Origin of the sequence: Luteitalea sp. (genome assembly GCA_009377605.1) — a bacterium.
Taxonomy (GTDB): domain Bacteria; phylum Acidobacteriota; class Vicinamibacteria; order Vicinamibacterales; family Vicinamibacteraceae; genus WHTT01.
In genome coordinates, this window is the sequence record WHTT01000015.1 from 57,974 (window position 1) to 77,778 (window position 19,805).

The 19,805-nt window shown below is 64.8% G+C and carries 17 protein-coding genes; 7 read left to right on the forward strand and 10 right to left on the reverse strand.

Annotated features, from left to right (window positions below; all coding sequences use genetic code 11):
- Positions 1-103: 103 nt before the first annotated feature.
- The 8 genes from GEV06_07285 to GEV06_07320 all read right to left on the reverse strand — a co-directional run bounded on the left by GEV06_07285 (position 104) and on the right by GEV06_07320 (position 9,214).
- Positions 104-2,956, reverse strand: a complete 2,853-nt coding sequence (locus GEV06_07285) for a hypothetical protein (protein ID MPZ17697.1) — start codon at positions 2,954-2,956, stop codon at positions 104-106.
- 11 nt (positions 2,957-2,967) lie between these two features.
- Positions 2,968-3,651, reverse strand: a complete 684-nt coding sequence (locus GEV06_07290) for a response regulator (GenBank protein MPZ17698.1) — start codon at positions 3,649-3,651, stop codon at positions 2,968-2,970.
- A gap of 187 nt (positions 3,652-3,838) precedes the next feature.
- Entirely contained in the window at positions 3,839-4,435 is a 597-nt protein-coding gene (gene rdgB / locus GEV06_07295; protein MPZ17699.1) for an RdgB/HAM1 family non-canonical purine NTP pyrophosphatase, read from the reverse strand.
- Positions 4,436-4,506: 71 nt separating this feature from the next.
- Positions 4,507-5,238, reverse strand: a complete 732-nt coding sequence (locus GEV06_07300; protein MPZ17700.1) for a ribonuclease PH — start codon at positions 5,236-5,238, stop codon at positions 4,507-4,509.
- A gap of 37 nt (positions 5,239-5,275) precedes the next feature.
- On the reverse strand, positions 5,276-5,860 hold the full coding sequence (locus tag GEV06_07305; protein ID MPZ17701.1) for a hypothetical protein: 585 nt from the start codon (positions 5,858-5,860) through the stop codon (positions 5,276-5,278).
- Positions 5,857-7,416, reverse strand: coding sequence for a hypothetical protein (locus GEV06_07310; GenBank protein MPZ17702.1), 1,560 nt, complete (start codon positions 7,414-7,416; stop codon positions 5,857-5,859). The genes GEV06_07305 and GEV06_07310 overlap by 4 nt, the downstream gene beginning before the upstream one ends.
- Positions 7,417-7,895: 479 nt before the next feature.
- The gene (locus GEV06_07315; protein MPZ17703.1) at positions 7,896-8,645 is read right to left on the reverse strand and encodes a hypothetical protein; all 750 of its coding nucleotides are present in this window, start codon (positions 8,643-8,645) and stop codon (positions 7,896-7,898) included.
- Between the two features lie 62 nt (positions 8,646-8,707).
- A complete protein-coding gene (locus GEV06_07320; GenBank protein MPZ17704.1) occupies positions 8,708-9,214 on the reverse strand; it encodes a hypothetical protein in 507 nt (168 codons plus the stop codon).
- A gap of 328 nt (positions 9,215-9,542) precedes the next feature.
- On the opposite strand from GEV06_07320, the gene frdA reads away from it, so the two are divergent.
- The 5 genes from frdA (at position 9,543) to GEV06_07345 (ending at position 14,107) form a co-directional block, all read left to right on the forward strand.
- The gene (frdA, locus tag GEV06_07325) at positions 9,543-11,297 is read left to right on the forward strand and encodes a fumarate reductase (quinol) flavoprotein subunit (GenBank protein ID MPZ17705.1); all 1,755 of its coding nucleotides are present in this window, start codon (positions 9,543-9,545) and stop codon (positions 11,295-11,297) included.
- Between the two features lie 6 nt (positions 11,298-11,303).
- Positions 11,304-12,047 carry a succinate dehydrogenase/fumarate reductase iron-sulfur subunit gene (locus GEV06_07330; GenBank protein ID MPZ17706.1) on the forward strand — a complete coding sequence of 248 codons (744 nt, stop codon included), beginning with the start codon at positions 11,304-11,306 and terminating at the stop codon, positions 12,045-12,047.
- Positions 12,044-12,526 (forward strand): fumarate reductase subunit C, encoded by a 483-nt coding sequence (locus GEV06_07335; GenBank protein MPZ17707.1) that lies wholly within the window; start codon positions 12,044-12,046, stop codon positions 12,524-12,526. The genes GEV06_07330 and GEV06_07335 overlap by 4 nt, the downstream gene beginning before the upstream one ends.
- A complete protein-coding gene (locus tag GEV06_07340) occupies positions 12,523-12,876 on the forward strand; it encodes a fumarate reductase subunit D (GenBank protein ID MPZ17708.1) in 354 nt (117 codons plus the stop codon). The genes GEV06_07335 and GEV06_07340 overlap by 4 nt, the downstream gene beginning before the upstream one ends.
- A 121-nt stretch (positions 12,877-12,997) precedes the next feature.
- Positions 12,998-14,107, forward strand: coding sequence for a hypothetical protein (locus GEV06_07345; GenBank protein MPZ17709.1), 1,110 nt, complete (start codon positions 12,998-13,000; stop codon positions 14,105-14,107).
- 54 nt (positions 14,108-14,161) lie between these two features.
- Here the strand turns inward: GEV06_07345 and GEV06_07350 are convergent, their stop codons facing one another.
- Together GEV06_07350 and GEV06_07355 are read right to left on the reverse strand one after the other, a co-directional pair.
- Complete coding sequence (locus GEV06_07350; protein MPZ17710.1) at positions 14,162-15,580, reverse strand: hypothetical protein; 1,419 nt, start codon at positions 15,578-15,580, stop codon at positions 14,162-14,164.
- Positions 15,499-16,302, reverse strand: a complete 804-nt coding sequence (locus GEV06_07355; protein ID MPZ17711.1) for a DUF2437 domain-containing protein — start codon at positions 16,300-16,302, stop codon at positions 15,499-15,501. Before GEV06_07355 ends, GEV06_07350 begins: the two co-directional genes overlap by 82 nt.
- Before the next feature lie 96 nt (positions 16,303-16,398).
- On the opposite strand from GEV06_07355, the gene GEV06_07360 reads away from it, so the two are divergent.
- Entirely contained in the window at positions 16,399-17,151 is a 753-nt protein-coding gene (locus tag GEV06_07360; GenBank protein ID MPZ17712.1) for a TIGR02453 family protein, read from the forward strand.
- Positions 17,152-17,261: 110 nt separating this feature from the next.
- A complete protein-coding gene (locus GEV06_07365; GenBank protein ID MPZ17713.1) occupies positions 17,262-19,487 on the forward strand; it encodes a hypothetical protein in 2,226 nt (741 codons plus the stop codon).
- Positions 19,488-19,805 lie beyond the last annotated feature (318 nt).

Consider the following 19,805-nt stretch of genomic DNA (forward strand, 5'->3'; position numbering starts at 1 on the left):
AGCGTTGCTCGTCGCTTACATACTCCCGGTATGCGCACTCCTCGCGCCTTGCCAGACGGGCGCCTCGACACCCAGAACGGCACACTTATTCCCTGACAGGCCCTTACTGCGCGGCTGGCGCCGGTACGAGCGTCGCGACCGTGTAGCGATCGAGCGAAAAGTACCTCCGAAAGGCCTCCTGAACGGTCTGCGGCGTAATGGCGTCGATCCGCGCGCCGCGGCTCAGGATCTCACTCGGGTCGCGCCGGAACATCTGCACCGCCTGAAGACGGCTCACCCAGTAATCGTTCTGCTGGAGCGCGGTTTCGTGCCTTCGTCGGGTCGACTCCTTGGCACGGCCTATCAGATCGGCAGATGGCCCTTCCTGCTGCAGACGCTTGATCTCCTGGAGGACATGCTCGGTCATCGATCCGATGTTCTCGGGAGCCGCGCCGAAGCTCACTTGGATGTGCCCCCCGCCGCGCTGCGGCAAGCGTTGCAGGAGGCCGACCGACACGGTGTAAGTCTGGCCCAATTCCTCCCTGAGCATGTCCCGCAGGGCGATGTTCAGAACCGTTGTCGCCGCCGCGGTGTTCTCTTGCTCAACTGGGTCAGGGGGCGGGTCGGCGAAGAAACTGATCACGACATCACCTTTCGGCTCGCGCCCCATCTCGACCGTCGCACGGTCCACCGAGGATGGAAACCGTATCCCGACATCACGGAATTGCGAGGCAGGCTTCCCTTTCGATGGCAGAGAGCCGACGTACTGCGCCAGTAGCGGCACCGCCTCGTCAATCTTGAACGCGCCGACCATGAACAATGTGAAGTCGGCGGCATTCGCGAACAGCTCGCGGTAAGAGGCCGTCATCTTCTGACGGTCGAGCGCGGCGACCCGCTCGGCCGTGAGCGGCTCTGACGTCCAGTGGTTGGACGTATTGAGCTGCGTCAGCCGCTCGCCGAAGACCTGTCCTGGTGACCGGCCGCGATTCGCCGCGGCGGCCCCCATTTGCCGCTTCATCACGGCAAAGGCCTCGGGATCGTCACCGGGAGCTGTGAACGCTTGGTGGAGGAGCTGGAGGCTGGTCTCGAGGTCCGCCGGTGTTGCTCTCCCTGAAATGCCGTGCGTGGACATCGTGGCGAACGGTGACGCGCCAGCAAGCTTCCCCGCGAGAAGCTTCTGGAGATCGACGGCCTTCAGACCGCCGACTCCAGAGGCGCGAACGTAGGCCGGCGACAGCGAAGCCTCGATAAAGTCGGGTCGCGACGCGAGCGACACTCCGCCCAGCGCGCGCAGCGTGAAGAGGATCTGATCGTTCTTGAACGTCGTCGGCTTGAGCCACGCTTCGACGCCGTTGGCGAACCGCACGACGGTGACGCCGACGTCAGAGATCTCCCGTCTGGAGGAGACGCGAGAGGGTGTGGGCTTTGCCTCCATCAACTCGCGTCCCAGCGGAGCGTCGCTCCAGGCCGTCACCGCTCGCGCGTCGGCGGCTGTCAGCGCCGCCTGGAGCTCACGCTCGGTCGGCACCCGCAGGCCCCTCTTTTGCGGCGAGACGGCGAGGACCATGCGGCCGTCGTCCGCAAGCAGCGACCGAGCCATGGTGGAGATCTCGGCGGTCGAAATGCTCGGCACGAGCCGCTGTACTAGCCGATACTCGTACTCGATGCCTGGCGACGGCTCGTCCTCCAGAAAGAGGTTCAGGTATTCCTGGGCAAAAGCGCCGCTCTCGGACTTGTCGCGCTCGGCGTACGCCCGCTTGTAGAACGCCGCCATCGATTTCTTGGCGCGATCGACCTCAGACTCAGTAAATCCGAGCTCGCGCGCGCGCTTCGCTTCGACGGCCAACAGTTCGACGCCGTCTTCGATCCGTCCGTCTGCCACACGCGCACTGAGCCCGAATGCGGCGACCGTCGAGCTGATTGCGCCATCGTTGGCGCTGGCGCCGAGAAATTTCGCGTCGGGCTCCCGCGCGAGCACGTCCAGGCGCTCGTTGAGCATCCGCTCGACCATCCGTTCGATGAGTGCGCGGCGGTAATCCGCGACCCGATAGTCGGCCTGTTTGGCGCGCTTGCGAAGGACCTGCACCGACGACCGCGTCATCTCTGGGTCGGTCACGACGCTCGCGAGCAAGCGGTGCCTGAGAGGGACGGTCGCGGTCGGGTCAGGCGCGACGGCCGCACGTGCCTTCAGCGATGCAAATTCCGACGTCACGGCCGCCTGAAGCAGAACGGGATCGACGTCACCGACGATGATGAGGGCCATTCGTTCTGGGCGATACCAGGTGTCGTAGTAGGCGCGCAAGTGCTCCACTGGCGCGTTCTTCAGGATGTCGGGCTTGCCTATGGGCAGGCGTTCGGCATAGCGTGACTTGAAGAAGATGATCGGCAGCTGCTCGTCTCGAATGCGCGAGCTCACTCCAAGACGGCCCCGCCACTCTTCGACGACGACACCTCTCTCCTTGTCCACTTCCTTTGGATCGAGCGTCAGGCCGCCAGCGACGTCCGCCAGCGCCGTCAAGCCCTTGGCGATGACGTCTGCCTTGTCGCTTGGCAAAGCGAGGCTATAAACCGTGTGGTCGAAGCTCGTGTAGGCGTTGACGTGGGGGCCTAGCCTGGCGCCGATCGACTCGAAGTAAGACACCATCTCGCCCGGCTTGAAATGTGTGCTTCCATTGAACGCCATGTGCTCGATGAAATGCGCCAGGCCTTGCTGGTCGTCGGCTTCTTGGAGCGAGCCGGATTTCACCGCCAGTCGCAAAGAGACGCGCTGCGCCGGGCGATCATTGTGGCGGATGAAGTACTTCAGGCCGTTTGGCAGCGTCCCAGTCCGGACAGCGGGATCCAGCGGGAGCGCAGCTCGTGGATCCAAGGGCTGTGCGGGAACCTCTGGCGCCTGCGCGAACAGCCAGGACGCACCGCACGACAGCACGGCGAGTGTGAACAAGGCGATGGCACGGCGTGCAACGCGTGTACGCATGTGATCATCTTTCACCGCAGCAGGCGATGTTGCACCGCCTTGGCGACGGCCTCGGTCTTGCTGTGGACCTGGAGCTTCTCGTAGATACGGCGGAGGTGAAACGAGATCGCGTGCACGGTGACGCCGAGCTCCGTGGCGGCCGTCTTGTAGTTGTAGCCGTCGGCAAAGAGGCGGAGCACGCGGATCTCGTGCGGTGTCAGGTTGTAGTCGGCCTGTGCTGGCGGGCGGATATCGCGAAAGATCGTGATGACACGGTGTGCCACCTCCGGTGACATTGGGGCTCCACCAGCGACGGCTTCTTTGAGGGAGTCGAGCATCCCCGCCGGCAGCGTCTTCTTGAGCAGGTACCCGCACGCGCCAGCACACAGCGCTTCGAAGATGCGTGCGTCGTCCTCGTACACCGTGAGCATCAGGCACAAGAGCTTCGGGGCGGCGGCCGTCAGGCGACGAACGCCGTCGATGCCTGACATGCCCGGGAGGCCAATGTCGAGCAGGGCAATATCGGGCGGATCGCCGAGCACCGGGCCAAGGGCCGCTTCCATGGAGCGATAGGATCCCGAACAGTGAAACCCGGGCGTGCTGTCGAGCAGGGTCGCGAGGTATTCGCGAATCTCTCGTTGATCTTCGACGATGGCCACCCGGATGGGTGGCGCGGTGGTGCGAAGCGCTTCCGTGGGTGGCAACTGGTCGGGCATGATGGGTCTCACGCGGTCGTTACTCCACAGCTTGTCCGCGCGCGGCACATCACGTCACTACCAAAGTACGTAGCTTTCGGCGTAGGGGGATGCATAACGTGACGCGTGTGCCCTCGTCCAGGGCAGAAACCACGTTGAGTGTGCCACCGAGCTGGCTGGAAACGAAATTCTGCAGACGAGGCTAGTACTAGAGCGTGGCCCGCGCGAGCCAGGCGCGGAGCTGGCGAAACGCCTGGCCGCGATGGCTGACGGCCGCTTTTTCGTCCTGTGAGACTTCGGCGAGCGTCCGGCCATAGGGTGGGTAGAGGAACATCGGGTCGTAGCCGAAGCCGCCTGTGCCTCGCGGTTCTGGGGCGACGGCGCCTTCGACGGTGCAACGCGTCTCGAACAACACGGCTCCCGATGAGGCGAGCGCCACAGCGCAGACGAAGCGTGCGCGAGACTCGCGTGGGCCGCGCGCCTCGAGCTCGGCGTAGAGCGTCGCCATGCGCTCGGCGTAGTCGCGGCCAGGGTGCCTGGCCGAACGCACGCCTGGCGCGCGATCCAGCCGGTCGATTTCGAAGCCGGAGTCCTCGGCGACAACGACCTCGCCGGTTGCCGCGGCATAGTGCAGCGCCTTCTGGCGTGCGTTGGCCTCGAACGTCTCCTGATCTTCCGGCGCTGGAGACACGCCGGGATAGGCGGAGAGCGGTACCAGCTCCAGCGGCAGATCTGTGAGGATCTGCTCAATCTCCCTTAGCTTGTCTGAATTCGTCGTGGCAATGACGATGCGGGAGAGCGACATGTCTCGATACAGAAACGGGGACAGCCCCCGTTTTCCGTCATGCGAAAAACGGGGGCTGTCCCGTTTTCTCGTCAGACGTCCAGATAGCGGCCGACGACCTGGCGCTGGTGCTCGATCAGCCGCTCGATGCCCCTCGTCGCGACGTCGAGGAGCTCGTCGAGCGCGGTGCGCGGAAATGGCGTGCCCTCGGCCGTGCCCTGCACCTCCACGAATCGGCCGTCCCCCGTTTGCACGACGTTCATATCCACTTCAGCGCGCGAGTCCTCGTCGTAAGCGAGGTCGAGCATGGGCGTTCCCTCGACAATCCCGACGCTCGTGGCGGCCACGTAGTCGCGAACGGGCATGGTCTCGATGACCTTCTTCTCGCGCATGCGCTGCAGGGCGAGGACGAGCGCGACGAAGCCCCCGGTGATCGCCGCCGTACGGGTGCCGCCGTCGGCCTGGATGACGTCGCAGTCGACCCACAGCGCACGCTCGCCCAGCGCCGCCCTGTCGACGACCGCGCGCAGCGAGCGTCCGATGAGCCGCTGGATCTCCATGGTCCGTCCACCGACCTTGCCCGCTGCCGCCTCCCGCTGCGTCCGCGTCGTGGTCGCGCGTGGCAGCATGCCGTACTCGGCCGTGACCCAGCCCGTACCGGATCCGCGCAAGAAGGGGGGCACACGATCGTCGAGGCTCGCCGAGCACACGACGCGCGTCCGACCGATCTCGATCAGCACGGAGCCTTCGGCGTGGATTAGGTAATCCGGCGTGATGACGCAGGGCCGGGGATCGACTGACGTGCGGTTGTCCAAGCGAACCATAGGCGCACTAGTGTATGTGAAAGTGACGAGATGCCTGTCATCTTTTCTCTTCACTTTCACGGGGGCGGAGCGGACGGCGGATGTCGACGTGGCCCGCGAGGGTTTCCACTTCTTTGCCTTCGACGAGTACTTGCACCGCGGTGATCGCCGGCAAGTTTGTCGTCAGCACGTTCACGATGGCATGAACGGTGAGCAGCTCGTTGAGCGATCCTCCTGGGTGGGCCGTAATCAGCTCTCGGCTGAAATCGACGTAGGCCTCGCCGCGATCCGTCACATAGACCTGCCGGAGCCGTGTGCCCGCCGGGATCGCCGGTACAAGCGGCTCGGGAGGAGCGGTGAGCTCGGCTTCGAGCAGCCGCCTTGCCTGATCGGCGGTCGCCTCGGCAAATGGAACCTCGCGATCGACCGTCGCGAGCTCCTGGCCGTCCTCCGAGACGTAGAGCAGCTTGGCCCGAATTCGCCGCTCGGCGTCCCGCGGGGTGGGCGCAGCGGCAGACGTCGTCGGCTGGGCTTCCGGCGGTCCTGCCGGGCGGGAGAAGCTCGCGGCAATGAGCCAACCGATGAGGAGCGCCGTGAGCACGCCGGCTACGCCTACCAGTAGCGGCCGTCCTAAGCGCGTCATCGAGAGCGCTCCGCATCCTGCGTGGCGTTCGCCGCCGGAACCATCACGTCGGCGCCAGGCGTTTCTGCCTGCCTCACTGCAGCTGCCCGAAACCGTTCGATCGCCTGGTAGAGAGCCTGGACGATGTTGCTCTGGAACTCGCTGGACGCCAGTCGGCGTTCCTCATCCACGTTGCTCAAGAAGCCCATTTCTACCAGGACAGCGGGCATGTTCGCCCCCACGAGCACGCCGAGCGGCGCCTGCTGCAGGGCTCGGCCGCTCATCGAAAGGCGCTGTCGCAACGATGCGTCAACCAGGCGGGCCAGCTGCGCGGAGCGGTCGATGTGACGTGCCTGTGCGAGATCCCACGGGACGATGGCGATAGTGCGCGTGCTTCCACCGAGCGCCGGAATGGTATCGGCCGACTGCAGCGCCGCGCTCTGCGCTTCTGGACCATACTCGGCGAGGCTCAAATACAGCACCTCTGCCCCCGACACGTCAGACTGCATGGAGGCGTTCGTGTGCAGGCTGATAAACAGATCCGCCTTGTTGTTGTTCGCGAACGCTGCGCGCTGATCGAGCGACATGGTCTCATCGCTGCTCCTCGTCAGCAGGACGCGGAGGCCGAGCTTGTTCTCGATGAGCGTCTTCAGCTGCCGTGCAACGACCAGCGTGATCTCCTTCTCGAATGTGCCGCCCGGTCCTCTGGCGCCAGTCTCAGCGCCGCCGTGGCCCGGATCGAGGACGATCGTGCGGATCCCCGGCGCTGCGGTGAGAAGCGGCGGCGGTTCCCCCGCGGGCAGGGCGGGCTCAGGACTGCTGGGCGTTGGAGTGCTTGGTGCCGGAGCACTGGGTGTGGCGGTGTCAGGCGCGGTGGGTGCGAGGTCCAGTGTGACCTCGAGCGTGTCGCCTTCGCTCGTTTGGGAGGCACGGTAAGTGCTGAAGCGACGTCCGAGCTCGAGGACCAGCGACGAGGGTTGTGCGACGCGTACGTTTTGGACGTAACCATCGCCTTTGATGGGACCGATCTTTGCGTCGATCGCCGGCGCCGCAAAACGGACGATGAGCTGGCGCCCCTCGAGCGCGACGGTGGGCTCGGCGCTCGGTGTGGCCTCCACGACCAATCGCGACATATTGGCATCGGTTTTCTGCGCCACGGTGACACGCGGCACACGGACTTTGCCTACGATGACCAGCCCAGATGGACGGAGCTCGATGGGCACGTCGTAGATTGGGGCGAGGGCGCGGCTCACGAAGTCGAGCGGTACGAGCCAGGTATCGCCCGTGCGCGTGGCTGCGGCCGACAGCGAGACGACGCGCCCCTGCACCGACGCGAGGTTTTGATTGGGCGCAAGGACGATGGTCTTGCCCTTGTAGCTGACCGTGACCCCTCCCGCGATTGTGTCCTCCCGTACCGTCAACTGGAACGCGGGACCGAGATCTCCCAACGACAGCATTGGACGGCCCTTCGCGCGCGTCAGTGGGAGCTCGCTGCGCCCCTCGGCACGAATGACCACGAGCGCACGTAGCTCAGGCGGGGCCTGCGCGACGAGCACGCCGACGGCACCGACGATCACGAGCAAGCACGTGGCGAGACGGCGAAAGGTGCGAGGTGCAACGGGCGAGGAGCGAGGGGCGAGGGGCAAGGTGCGAGGTCCAAGGTTCAAGGTTCAAGGTTCAAGGTTCAAGGTTCAAGGTTCAAGGTTCAAGGTTCAAGGTTCAAGGTTCAAGGTTCAAGGTTCAAGGCTCAGGGTACGAGGTGCAAGGTACGAGTTGCAAGGTTCTAGCGGGCCGCGGCCTTCGGTCGCGCCCCACGACGCTCACTTGTGAGCCCCGAAACTTGACCCAAATGCGTCAAGTTTCGGGTTCTCAAGGGTTCTAGCGGACTGCGGCCTCCGGCCGCACTCCCCGACGCTCACTCGAGAGCTCGAAACTTGACACAACTCGAAACTTGACACAATACGTCAAGTTTCTCGCTCTCAAGGGTTCTCGGATGGCTGCCCTGGCCCGAGTCGTAGAAATCACCCACCTGGCCCTTGCCCCTGGCCCCTTGGCCCTACTGTTTGCATGGTGCGCCCGCCAGAGTTACGAGGACGGCGAGCGGTCGACGCCCCTCGCGTCGGATGGCGTACGAGACGCCGCGCGGAATCACGACGACCATCGATTCGACGAGCGGGTGGTGCGCTTCGCCGAGCCGGAGCACGCCTTCGCCCTCGACGACGGTCAAGACGGCGTCAGCGTCTCGATGGAGTTGATTTTCGAGCAGATCGCGGAGCTGGTGCAGCACGACCGTCGCGGCGGCCGTGCAGCCGATTTGCGTTTCCTGATTTGGCTCATCGCCCTTGATCCGATGCTTGTCGAGGAACGCCTCGATGACAAGGGATGTCGGCTCCGCGGGCTCTTCCGGCGGCGACGCAGGCGGCTCCTCGGGCTCTGGCAGAGGCTTGTCGACGGCGGAAGGCTGCGCTGCGAGCGCGGCGCGCACCTCATTCACCCGACCGGCTCCAAGGTCGGCTTCGCGGTCGAGCGAGGCAAAGCCCTCGGCATCGAACCGGAAGTGGTAGGTCCCGGGGGGCAAGCCGGTGAACCGTGCCTGGCCCGTCGCGCCGGTCACACCGTGGCGCTCGGCCGGTCCGGTCACCGTGATGTCCGCACCGACCAGCCTGTCGCCAGATTTGTTCGTGACGATGACCACGACCGCGGTGGCGGCCGCTCCGGCTTTCTTTGCCTGTTGGGCTGCCGCCTGAGCCGGCAGGACCAAGACGAGGGCGCAGAGGAAAGAGCTCACCACACGCATGTGATGCATCTAACCGCCGAACGCGCGCCCAGTCAAGGCCTGCCTGGGGCCTGCCTGGGGCCTGCTCGGGCCTACTCGGACTCGATGACCGCTTCCCGCTGCGACTCGCGGCCCTCGAGCTCCGGATGACGCATCAGCGTCCGCGCGCACGCATTGAACCGCAAGACCGCATCGTCATTGCCCGCCGGCCGCTGTGCCACGGCCAGCTCGAAGACCCTCAGCGCGGCCTTGAGCCAGTCATACGCGAGGAAGCCGCCGCCGGGGCCGCTCTGCGCGAGGTGTGCGCGTGCGCGTCGTTCGTAGACGATGCCCTCGTAGTACCGACGCTCGTATTCGCTGTCGAGGCGAGGAACGAGGGAGAGCGCCCGGCTGACGTTTCCGCTGATGCCGTGGTCGCGGAACTGATCAGTGACGGCGAGCAGCATGGTGACCAACGCCCGCTGGTTGGCCGGCTCGGCCGAGAGGATGTCCTCACAGATGCTTTCGGCCATTTCGCCTTCGTTCAACAGGCGATAGCGCTCGGCCATGGCCAATGCAGCCGGGATCGCCTCCGTCGAGAGCGGCTTCGGCTCGTACATGCAGACCTCCGAACGAATGGATAGGGGCATCATAGCAGCTTTGCGGCGTCGGGGGTTGGAGGAGTCAAGGGGTCAAGGGATCAAGGGATCAAGGGATCAAGGGGCAAAGGGCAAAGGATCGAGGGCAGGCGTGCGACGGTTCAAGCGCGCAAGGTATTCGTTGGAGAGCCGGCAGAGTCGGACCTAGCCCAAAACTGAGCGAGCTACCAGTTGCTGATCCCTAGATCCCTTGATCCCTTGATCCCTTGATCCCTTGCCCCTTGCCCCTTGCCCCTTGCCCCTTGCCCCTTGATCCCTCGAACCTGTATGCTCTTCCGCGACTTTCCCAATGGATCTCTTTTCCTGCGACCTGCTCGTGGTTGGCGGCGGTGGGGCGGGGCTGCGCGCAGCCATTGCGGCTGCCGAAGCGCAGCCAACCCTGAAGATCAGCGTCGTGTCGAAGGTGTATCCCATGCGGAGCCACACGGTCTCCGCGGAAGGCGGGGCGGCGGCTGTCATCAAGCCGGGCGACAGCCTCGATGAGCACGCCTACGACACGATCTCCGGCGGCGATTGGTTGAGCGATCAGGACGCCGTGGAGGCGTTCGTTCGCGAGGCGCCGGCCGAGATGTTACAGCTCGAGCACTGGGGCTGCCCGTGGAGCCGTGAGCCGGATGGCCACGTTGCTGTCCGGCCGTTCGGCGGCATGAAGGTCAAGCGGACCTGGTTCGCCGCCGACAAGACCGGCTTTCACATGCTGCACACGCTGTTCCAAACCAGCTTGAAATACGAGCAGATCCACCGGTTCGACGAGTACTTCGTGACGAAGTTGGTGGTTGACGACGGCCGGTGCCGAGGCGTGGTGGCGATCGAGCTGGCGACAGGTAAGGTCGTGGGGATCGCGGCGAAGGTGGTCATCCTGTGCACCGGCGGGTGCGGCAAGATCTTTCCGTTCACCACGAACGCCAGCATCAAGAACGGTGACGGGATGGCGCTGGCATATCGGGCGGGCGTGCCGCTCAAGGACATGGAGTTCGTTCAGTACCATCCGACCGGTCTTCCGTTCACGGGCATCCTGATCACGGAAGCCGCCCGCGCCGAGGGTGGATGGATGCTCAACAAGGAGGGTTATCGGTACCTGCAGGACTACGACCTCGGCAAGCCGGAGCCGACACCGGTGCTGCGCTCGATGGAGCTGGGCCCGCGCGACCGGCTGTCGCAAGCCTTCATCAAGGAGCAGGAAAGGGGCCGCACGCTGGAAGGGCCATACGGGCACTACGTGCATCTCGACGTGCGGCACCTCGGCAAGGATGTGATCGACAAGAAGCTGCCTTTCGTCCGCGAGCTGTGCCTCAAGTATGTCAATCTCGATCCGGTGACGGAGATGATACCTGTCCGGCCCGTCGTCCATTACATGATGGGTGGGATTCACACGGACCTCGACGGCGCGACGCCGCTGCCTGGCTTGTACGCCGCCGGTGAGGTGGCGTGCGTGAGCATCAACGGCGCCAACCGACTTGGCTCGAACTCGCTGACCGAGCTGCTGGTCTTCGGCGCGCGGGCGGGGAGAGCGGCGGCGGCCTTCAGCGTCGAGTCCCGTGACGGCTCATCCGCGGTGGCAACCCAGGCACACGACGAGGAGCAACGCCTCGAGCAGCAATTTCGGCGGCGCGAGCGCGCTGGATCCGGCAGCACGGAGCGGATCGCGACGCTTCGGACCGAGATGCAGGTGGTGATGGAAGAGAGCGCGGGCATTTACCGGCACGCCGCTTCGCTCGAGCAGGGAGCCGCCCAGCTTCAACGCTTGCAGGAGCGTCTGACTCATGTGGGCGTGGACGACAGCAGCTATACGTTCAACACGGAGGTCACCGCTGCGCTCGAGTTGTCGTACATGCTCGATCTGGCTGCCGGCATCGTGCGCTCTGCCCTCGCGCGCACGGAATCGCGCGGCTCCCATCAGCGTACGGATTATCCCGATCGCGACGATACACGATTTCTTGCGCACTCCCTGGTCTATCGCACATCGTCAGGGGACCCGCGAATCGAGTACGCGCCCGTGACGATCACCCGATGGCCGCCCGGCAAACGCGTCTATGGAAAGTAGGGCTGCATGGCCTCGACGATCACGCTCGCCGTCACGCGCTACCGGCCGGAAGAGGAAGCCGAGCCAACCGTCCAGAGCTACACCGTTCCGTTCCGAAAAGACTGGGTTGTCCTCGATGCGCTGAACCACATCAAGGACACGCAGGACGGCACGCTGTCGTATCGGTGGTCCTGCCGGATGGGCGTATGTGGCAGCTGCGGGATGATGGTGAACGGATCACCGAAGCTGACCTGCGCGGCGTTTCTGTCCGACTATGCGCCGGGCCCGCTCCGCGTGGAACCGCTGCAGTTCTTTCCAATCATCCGTGATCTCGTTGTCGACGTCGGAGAGTTCCTGCACAAGCTCAAGAAGGTCAAGCCGTGGATCGTGCGTGCGGAGGAGGCGCCGCTTTCAGACGGGGAGTATCGTCAGACGCCCGATGAGCTCGACGCCTACAAGCAGTTCAGCATGTGCATCAATTGCATGCTTTGCTACGCGGCCTGTCCCGTCGTTGGCCTCGAGTCAAATTTCGTCGGGCCTGCCGCGATCGCGCTTGCACAGCGCTACAACCTGGACTCGCGCGATCAGGGGGCGCCCGAGCGGCTCGATCTGCTGTCGGATCACGAAGGTATCTGGGGTTGCGTGTTCGTGGGCGACTGCACGAAGGTGTGCCCGAAGAACGTCGACCCGGCCGGCTCCATCCAGCAGTACAAGCTCACGACTGCCATTGACTCGCTGAAATCCTGGCTGTTGCCTTGGGGGGCGCGATGAACGGAGATACCAGCGGTGACGCCGGGTTCTCGCCTGTGCGCTCCGCCTCGACCGCTGGTCCGGCGGGCCATCTCTATACGCCGTATCACCCGAAGTGGTATAGGCGCCGGCTGTCGGTCTGGTGGTGGCTGCAGCAGGGGAGCTATGCCAGGTTCGTCATTCGCGAGCTCACGAGTGTCGCCGTCGCGTTCTTCGCGCTCGTCTTCCTGTGGCTGGTGTGGGCGCTTCGGCAGGGTCCAGAGGTGTATGCGCAGGTCGTCGATCGACTTGGTACGCCGCTCTGGGTCTGCGTCAGCGTGGCCGGCTTCGTTCTGGTGCTCTACCACACGGTGACCTGGTTCAACCTTGCGCCGGCAGCGATGGTCGTTCGCATCTCCGGAAAGCGCGTGCCGGACTGGGTGGTGGCCGGGGCGAACTACGCCGCGTGGGCGCTCATCTCTGCCATCGTTGCGTGGTTCCTCATTGGAGCGGGACAATGAGCGAGCGACTGACACCGTTTCTCTGGCTGCTCTTCAGCGCGGGGGGGACCGTGGCGGCGTTGCTGTTTCCCATGCATGCCCTCCTGATCGCGTTGGCCTTCCCGTTGGGCTGGTTGCCGGCGCCCAGCTACGAGGCTCTGCACGCATTGGTCCAACATCCGATCACGCGAATATATATATTCGTGCTGATTTCCCTGCCCCTCTTTCATTGGGCGCATCGCTTTCGCTATACCTTGTACGATGGACTTCAGCTCTATCACCTCACCAACTTCATTGCCGTTCTCTGCTACGGCGCCGCGCTGGCAGGATCGGCGGCGATGGCCTACGTCCTGTTGACCTTTGCACAGTAGCCCGCGTCCCTCGAGGAGCCTCCCGCGCGGCCTGACCGCCTCCGCCGTGGCTACGGCGAGTCCCCTCGTCCGTACGCGACCGGTTGGTGGCTCTGAGATAATCGACAGAAAGGAGGAGCCGATGCCGTTGACGGTGACTCGCGACGTCGATGCCTTACTAACGCGGTTATCGCGATTCGAGCCATGCGATGCGCCCGTGCTGAGCCTTTACTTGAACGCACAGCCAGACGAGCACGGCCGCGATCACTTCAAGGCTTTCGTGAGGAAGGAGCTTCAGGAGCGCGTCGTTCAATTCCAGGCGTCGCGCGAGGTTCGCGACAAGCTCGAGACGGATGCGACGCGTGTCGAATACTTTCTGCGCGAGGAGCTCCAGCCCTCCGCAAATGGCGTCGCGCTCTTCGCCTGCAGCAGCGCAGGCCTGTTCGAGACCCTTCAGACCCAGGCGCCGTTCGAGGCGCATGCGTTGTATCTGACCCCCACACCTCACCTCTATCCGCTCGCGCGGCTGAGTGAGAAGTATCCGCGCTACGCCGTCCTGCTCACGGACACGAACACGGCGCGCATCCTCGTCTTTGCGCTCAACCGGCGCGTTGACGAGCAAGTCGTGGAGAGCCCGAAGACGGCGCGCACCAGCGGCAGCGGCTGGTCACAGATGCGTTACCAACGCCATGTCGATCACGAGCGCCTCCATCACGTGAAGGACGTGGTCGAGCGCCTGGAGCTCATCACGCGAGCAGACAAGATCGACAAGGTGGTGCTAGCGGGCGAGGAACGCGTGCTCCCAATGGTGCGCGATCAGTTGCCACCGGCGCTCGCCGCCCTGGTGGTCGACAGATTGCGCCTGGATGTCGGCGCGCCCGAGCGTGAAGTGTTGGAGCGTACGCTTGACGCGATTCGCCAGCGGCACGTGCGAACCGATCGGGAGATCGTCGAGCACACTTTCGATAATTACCAGGCGGGCGGCTTGGCGGTGGTCGGGCTCCAGCCCACACGCCGGGCGCTCGAGCGCGGGCAGGTGCACGTGCTGCTACTGTCGGCGCAGCCCGAGCCAGGCGATAACGGGTTCTCTCCGAACCAGCGGGAGAGCGGCCCAGGCGATCTCTCGGGAGAGGTTGCAGATGAGCTGCTGCGCCGCGCGCACCAGACCGACGCGCAGGTCCGGGTCATCGAGGACCCAGAGCTCTTGCGTAAAGTGGGAGGAGTGGCCGCGCAATTGCGCTTCCGACTGTAGCCGAAGTGGAACCGGGTACCTTTTCGCGCCCGAAAAGATACCCGGTTCCGTTTTCTACCCGCGCAGCGTCTGCACGAGCTGATAAATCCCGATCGCGATCATCGAGACGGCGGAGATCCAGAGCATCGCACCCCAGCTACGACCTGGGCGGAGATCGGCCGTGGTGCGATGGCGATGGAAGTACAGCGCCGCACCAGCGAGAAACGGCAGCATCACGCCCTGCCCGACGGCACCAACGATGACCAACGTGACCGGCCGCGGCCATAGCGTGTAAACGAGCGCTGACGCGAGGGGCAGCAGGACGCAAGCCCACTGTATGCCTCGGCGCCGATGTTGCTCGGTCTGCCAGCGCGCGACACGGGCGAGTCCCAACACATCGACCAGGAGCCGTGCGTTCCCGGCCGTGGAGACGAAGAACGTCGAGTAGAGGACGACGAGCGCACCGCCGAGAAAGAACAGGGTGCTCCAGGGGCCGAGAGAGTCGCCGTACATGTGCGCGAGCGTGGGCACGAGCGCATCATCCGTCACCGGAGTGCCGCGGGCATGGAGCACGGCCGCTCCGAGCAAATAGAATGCGGCGGTTGCCGCCGCATAGACGGCCAGCGAGCACCAGGCATCCACCTGCATCACGCGTAGCCAGCCCCGAGCCCGGGCGCGCCACTCGGCCGTCTCGACGCGCGGGCCGACCTGCCGCCCATAGCCTTTCTCCAGGCACCAATAAGGGTAGTAGACCAGCTCCGACGCGCCCACGCCCGTAATGCCAAACGCGGCAAAGGCGACCGTGAACGACGGCGGCAGCGAGAAGCTCAGGCCTTCGGCGAGGTCGCCGGCGGTCACTCGGTAGGGCGTCCACTGCAAGGCAATCACCGCGACGATCGTGCAGAGCGTGAAGCCACCCACCATCATGGTCGACCAGCGTTCGACCGGCCGATAGCGCCCGGACCACAGCAACAGCACGCAGGAGGTCGTCACGAGCACCACCCAGAAGCCTTGGGATTGCGCGAAGCCAAGCTCAGCGAGAACATTTACAATGCCGCCGATGATGCCGCCGACCTGAAGCACCGTGCCGACATACATCCCCAGCCATATCCAGACGACCCACGACACGCGCCAGCGCGGTCCTGGGATGCTATCGAGCGCCGCGAGCGTGGTGGTGTGCGTCGCGACGGCGTACCGCGCGAGCGCGATCTGCACGAAGACCTTGAGAAAGCAGCCGAGGATCACGAACCAGAGTAGGCCGAAGCCGACGTCTGCACCGAGCTTCGGCACGACGATGAGCTCCCCTGAGCCGACAATGCTTGCCGTGAGGATCAGCCCCGGTCCGAGCTGGGCGAGGGTGCCTGACAGCGAGCGGGGTGGCGGCTGCGCGACGGGTCCTTGCGGCGCGTCAGTCACGGTTCCATGACAACCGGGTTGCTGAGCTCGCCAATCCCGTCGATGGCGACGGTGACCTGATCGCCCGGCTGAAGCCAGCGCGGCGGCGTCCGCGCCATGCCGACGCCTTGCGGCGTCCCGGTCAGGACCACGGTGCCCGGCAGTAGCGTCGAGCTCTCGCTCAGGAACGAGACGAGCGTCGCGACATCGAAGATCATGTCGCTGGTGTTCGAGTCTTGCATGGTCTCGCCGTTCAAGGTCGTGCGTATGCCGAGCGCTTGGGGATCCGGAATCTCATCGGTCGTGACGAGCGTCGGACCAAGCGGTGCGAAGGTGTCGAACGTCTTTCCCCGACACCACTGCCCGCCGCCGCGCTTGATCTGCCAGTCGCGGGCGCTGACGTCGTTCGCGCAGGTGTAGCCGAGCACGTAGTCGAGGGCCTTGTCTTTTGGTACATTCTTGCAACGCCGACCGATGACCACCGCCAGCTCGCACTCATAGTCCACCTCGGCGCTCGCGGCGACACGAGGCAGCTCGATGGGATCACCCGGGTGCTGAAGAGCGTTGGGCCCCTTCGCAAAGAGAATGGGCTGTGCCGGTACCTTGCCACCGGTCTCCTGGGCGTGTTGCGTGTAGTTCAGGCCAATGCACCAGATCATCGGCGGTTCGACTGGCGCAAGCAGCTTCTCGATCGTGACGACGCGGTCGGTCGGACGCGGGTGGTCGAACAGGTTGCCCTCGAGCAGCCGGGCGGAGTCGTCTGGCTGCAGGGCGGCGTGGACGATGCGATTCCCTTCGGTCAGGCAGCGAATAATCCTCATGGGGCAAGATAATGCCACAAGCTGTTCGAATTGCGGTCACTGGCAGGGCAAGCCCATTGGCTTGCGGGATCATCTTGCCCAGGACGGAAAGGGGCTATGCCCAGCATCTTCACCCCAGCGACGCTTCGGTTCCTTCGCGCGTTGAAGCGAAACAACGATCGAGATTGGTTCAAGGCCCATCGCGACGAGTACGAGCGGTCCGTGCGCGCGCCGATGGTGGCGCTCATCGAGCGGCTGGCCGAGGAGCTGCAGCGCTTTGCACCGGATCTGGTCGCGTCTCCCCGCGAGTCGCTTTACCGGATCTATCGCGACACGCGCTTCAGCGCGGACAAATCGCCGCTCAAGACGTACGTTTCTGCCGTCTTCCCGTCACGCGGCCTGTCGAAAAAGAATGGCGCTGGCTTGTATGTCGAGGTGACGCCGAGCCACGTCTGGGCCGGCGGAGGGATCTATCGACCTCAGTCGCGCGAGCTCCTGCGCATTCGCGAGCACATTGCCGCTCACCTCGACCGCTTTCGCGCCATTGTCGACTCACCTCGCCTGGCGCGCCGGACGGGCGGGGTGAGCGGCGAGCGCCTGCAGCGTGTCCCGCGCGGTTTCAGCGTGGATCACCCGGCTGCGGAATACCTGAAGTTGAAGCAGTTTCTGGCTGGGCGTGAGTATCCCGCCGCGTTTGCCACGAGCCCACGCTTCCTGCCGGCGCTCCTGGGGGTCTTCGAGGCTGTGGCGCCCCTCGTGACGTTCCTCAACGAACCGTTGCTCACGCCGCCCCGCGCGCCGCTCGGGTTGGATCTGCTGACGCCGATGCCCCCGAGCACGACGCGGCGGAAGGTGCGAGGTTCGAGGTAAGAGGCCTTGACTGCCTGACCGGTTGGCCGCATAAATGAGCATTCGTCTCTCGAGGCACAGATGTAGGCCCGACCTTCAGGTCGAGCGCTGCCGGGATTATCGGACACCCCATGAACGAGCGCGATACGGTCCAACATCTTTCGCGTCGGCAGTTTCTCGCTGGCGCGGTTGTCACAACCGCGGCGGGTTTCACATCACCTGCCGCAGCGGCGGTCCAGGAGGCTCGAGACGATGACGCGCGATCCGACCCAGGCTGGTTCGACCGGCCGATGCGATGGGCGCAGCTCACGCTGGTCGAGAACGATCCAGGGAGGTACGACCCGCAGTTTTGGCTCGACTACTTCAAGAGGCTGCATGCTGACGCTGCCTGCCTGAGCGCCGGCGGCTGTGTGGCGTATTACCCCACGCGCGTCCCGTTGCACCACCGCAGCGCGTGGATGGGAGACGGCGATCCGTTCGGGGAGCTCCTGACCGGTTGCCGCGAGCTTGGCATGGTGGTGATCGCGCGCACCGATCCGCACGCCGTGCACCAGGATGTGTACGACGCGCATCCCGACTGGATTGCCGTCGACGCCGAAGGGCGCAAGCGGCGGCATTGGGCCTCGCCGGAGATGTGGGTGACCTGCGCGCTCGGGCCGTACACCTTCGACCTCATGACCACGGTGCACGACGAGATCGTCTCCCGGTATCACGTGGACGGCATCTTCTCGAACCGCTGGGCAGGCTCTGGCATGTGCTATTGCGAGCACTGCGAGCGCAACTTCAAGACGGCGACCGGCCTGGATCTTCCGCGGACGTCGAATCCCCAGGATCCAGCTCGCCGGGCCTACATCGTGTGGCGACAGGAGCGGCTCTTCGAGCTGTGGCGCGTCTGGGATCAGGCGATCCAGCGGCAGAACCCGGAGGCGCGGTTCATTGCCAATGCAGGCGGCGGCGCGCTCAGTTCGCTCGACATGAAGACGATCGGCGAGCTGGCGCCGACCTTGTTTGCGGATCGCCAGGCGCGGCGTGGCCTCGCGGCTCCCTGGTCCAATGGGAAGGCGGCCAAGGAGTATCGCGCAACGCTCGGCCAGAAGGCGACTGCCGGTATCTTCAGCGTCGGGGTCGAAGAGCCGTATCGCTGGAAGGATTCCGTGCAAAACGAGGCGGAGATTCGGATCTGGGTTGCGGAAGGCACCGCAAACGGCACGCGGCCTTGGTTCACCAAGTTCGGAGGCACGCTCTACGACCGTCGATGGCTCGAGCCGGTGGCCAAGATGTACGAGTGGCACTACCAGCATGAGCGCTATCTGCGGAACGAAGCATCGCTGGCGCGCGTCGCGCTCGTCTATTCGCAGCAGACCGGGCTGTTCTACGGTGGCGAGCAGGCCCGCGAGAAGGTCGAGGATCACATCCTCGGCTTCTATCACGCGCTGGTCGAGGCGCGCGTGCCCTTCGAGATGGTGCACGATCGGCTGCTCGACGCGGCTCATCTGGAGCCGTACAAGGTGATCATCCTGCCGAACATCGCCGCGCTGTCCGACGCGCAATGCGACCAGATCCGAGCGTTCGTGGCCAGGGGAGGCAGCGTCATCGCCACCTTCGAGACGTCGCTCTATGACGAGTGGGGCGTCCGGCGTGCAGATTTTGGTCTCGCCGATCTCTTCGGCGCCAGCTGGAAGAAAGGCCCCGAGGGCCCGCAGCAGAATTCTTACCTCACGGTGGAAGCCGGCCGCGATTCCACCTCTGCCCACCCGGTCCTCGCCGGCCTCGAGGACGCGGGCCGCATCATCAACGGCGTTGGATGGATCGACGTGGCCCGCCTCGACGACACGGCGGACCCGCCCCTGACGCTCGTGCCCTCCTATCCAGACCTACCGATGGAGAAGGTGTTCCCGCGCGTGCCGCACACCGACATCCCGGCGCTGCTGCTGCGGGAGCAGGGTGCCGCGCGCGTGGCGTATTTTCCCTGGGATGTCGATCGCACCTTTTGGGAAGTCATGTGCGTCGACCATGGCCATCTGCTTCGCAACGTCGTTCACTGGGCGATGAACGAGGAGCCGCCGGTGACCGTCAGCGGACCCGGTTTGCTCGACGTCACCGTCTGGCGCCAGCGCAACTCACTCACCGTCCATTTGGTCAATCTCACCAACCCGATGACCATGAAGGGCCCGTACCGGGAGCTGATTCCTCTGGGGGCGCAGCGCGTTCGGGTGCAGCTCCCGGAGGTTGCGCAGGCCAGAGAGGTGCGCTTGCTGGTGCACGGCGGCACGCCCCCAATAGCCAAGTCGGAAGGGGCGGTCGAGCTCACCGTGCCATCGATTCTCGACCACGAGGTCGTGGCAATCGATCTCTGAATCGTCGCGCGCGCTACTGACGAGGAAGAGGTTGACGCCGTGTGTTCTTCTTTAGCCGGGCGGCGTAGTGGGCGCTCCACGCACGAAGGGAAGATCGTTCCAGCCAGGCTTCGAGGCCCTGGCAGAGCTCGAGGACGCGCCGCGGTGTGAAGTCCGCAGGAACGTGAAGAAGTCGATCGATCGCTGCCAGTGAGCACCATCGACCGGCGGTAGTTCGGCGTTCGGGTGCAGTTGCCGTAGTTATCTCGATGATGCGGATCCAACGCTTGGGAGTTGCCAGACCGGTCGCAGATCAAGAAGGAATCCTGGTAGAAGCGG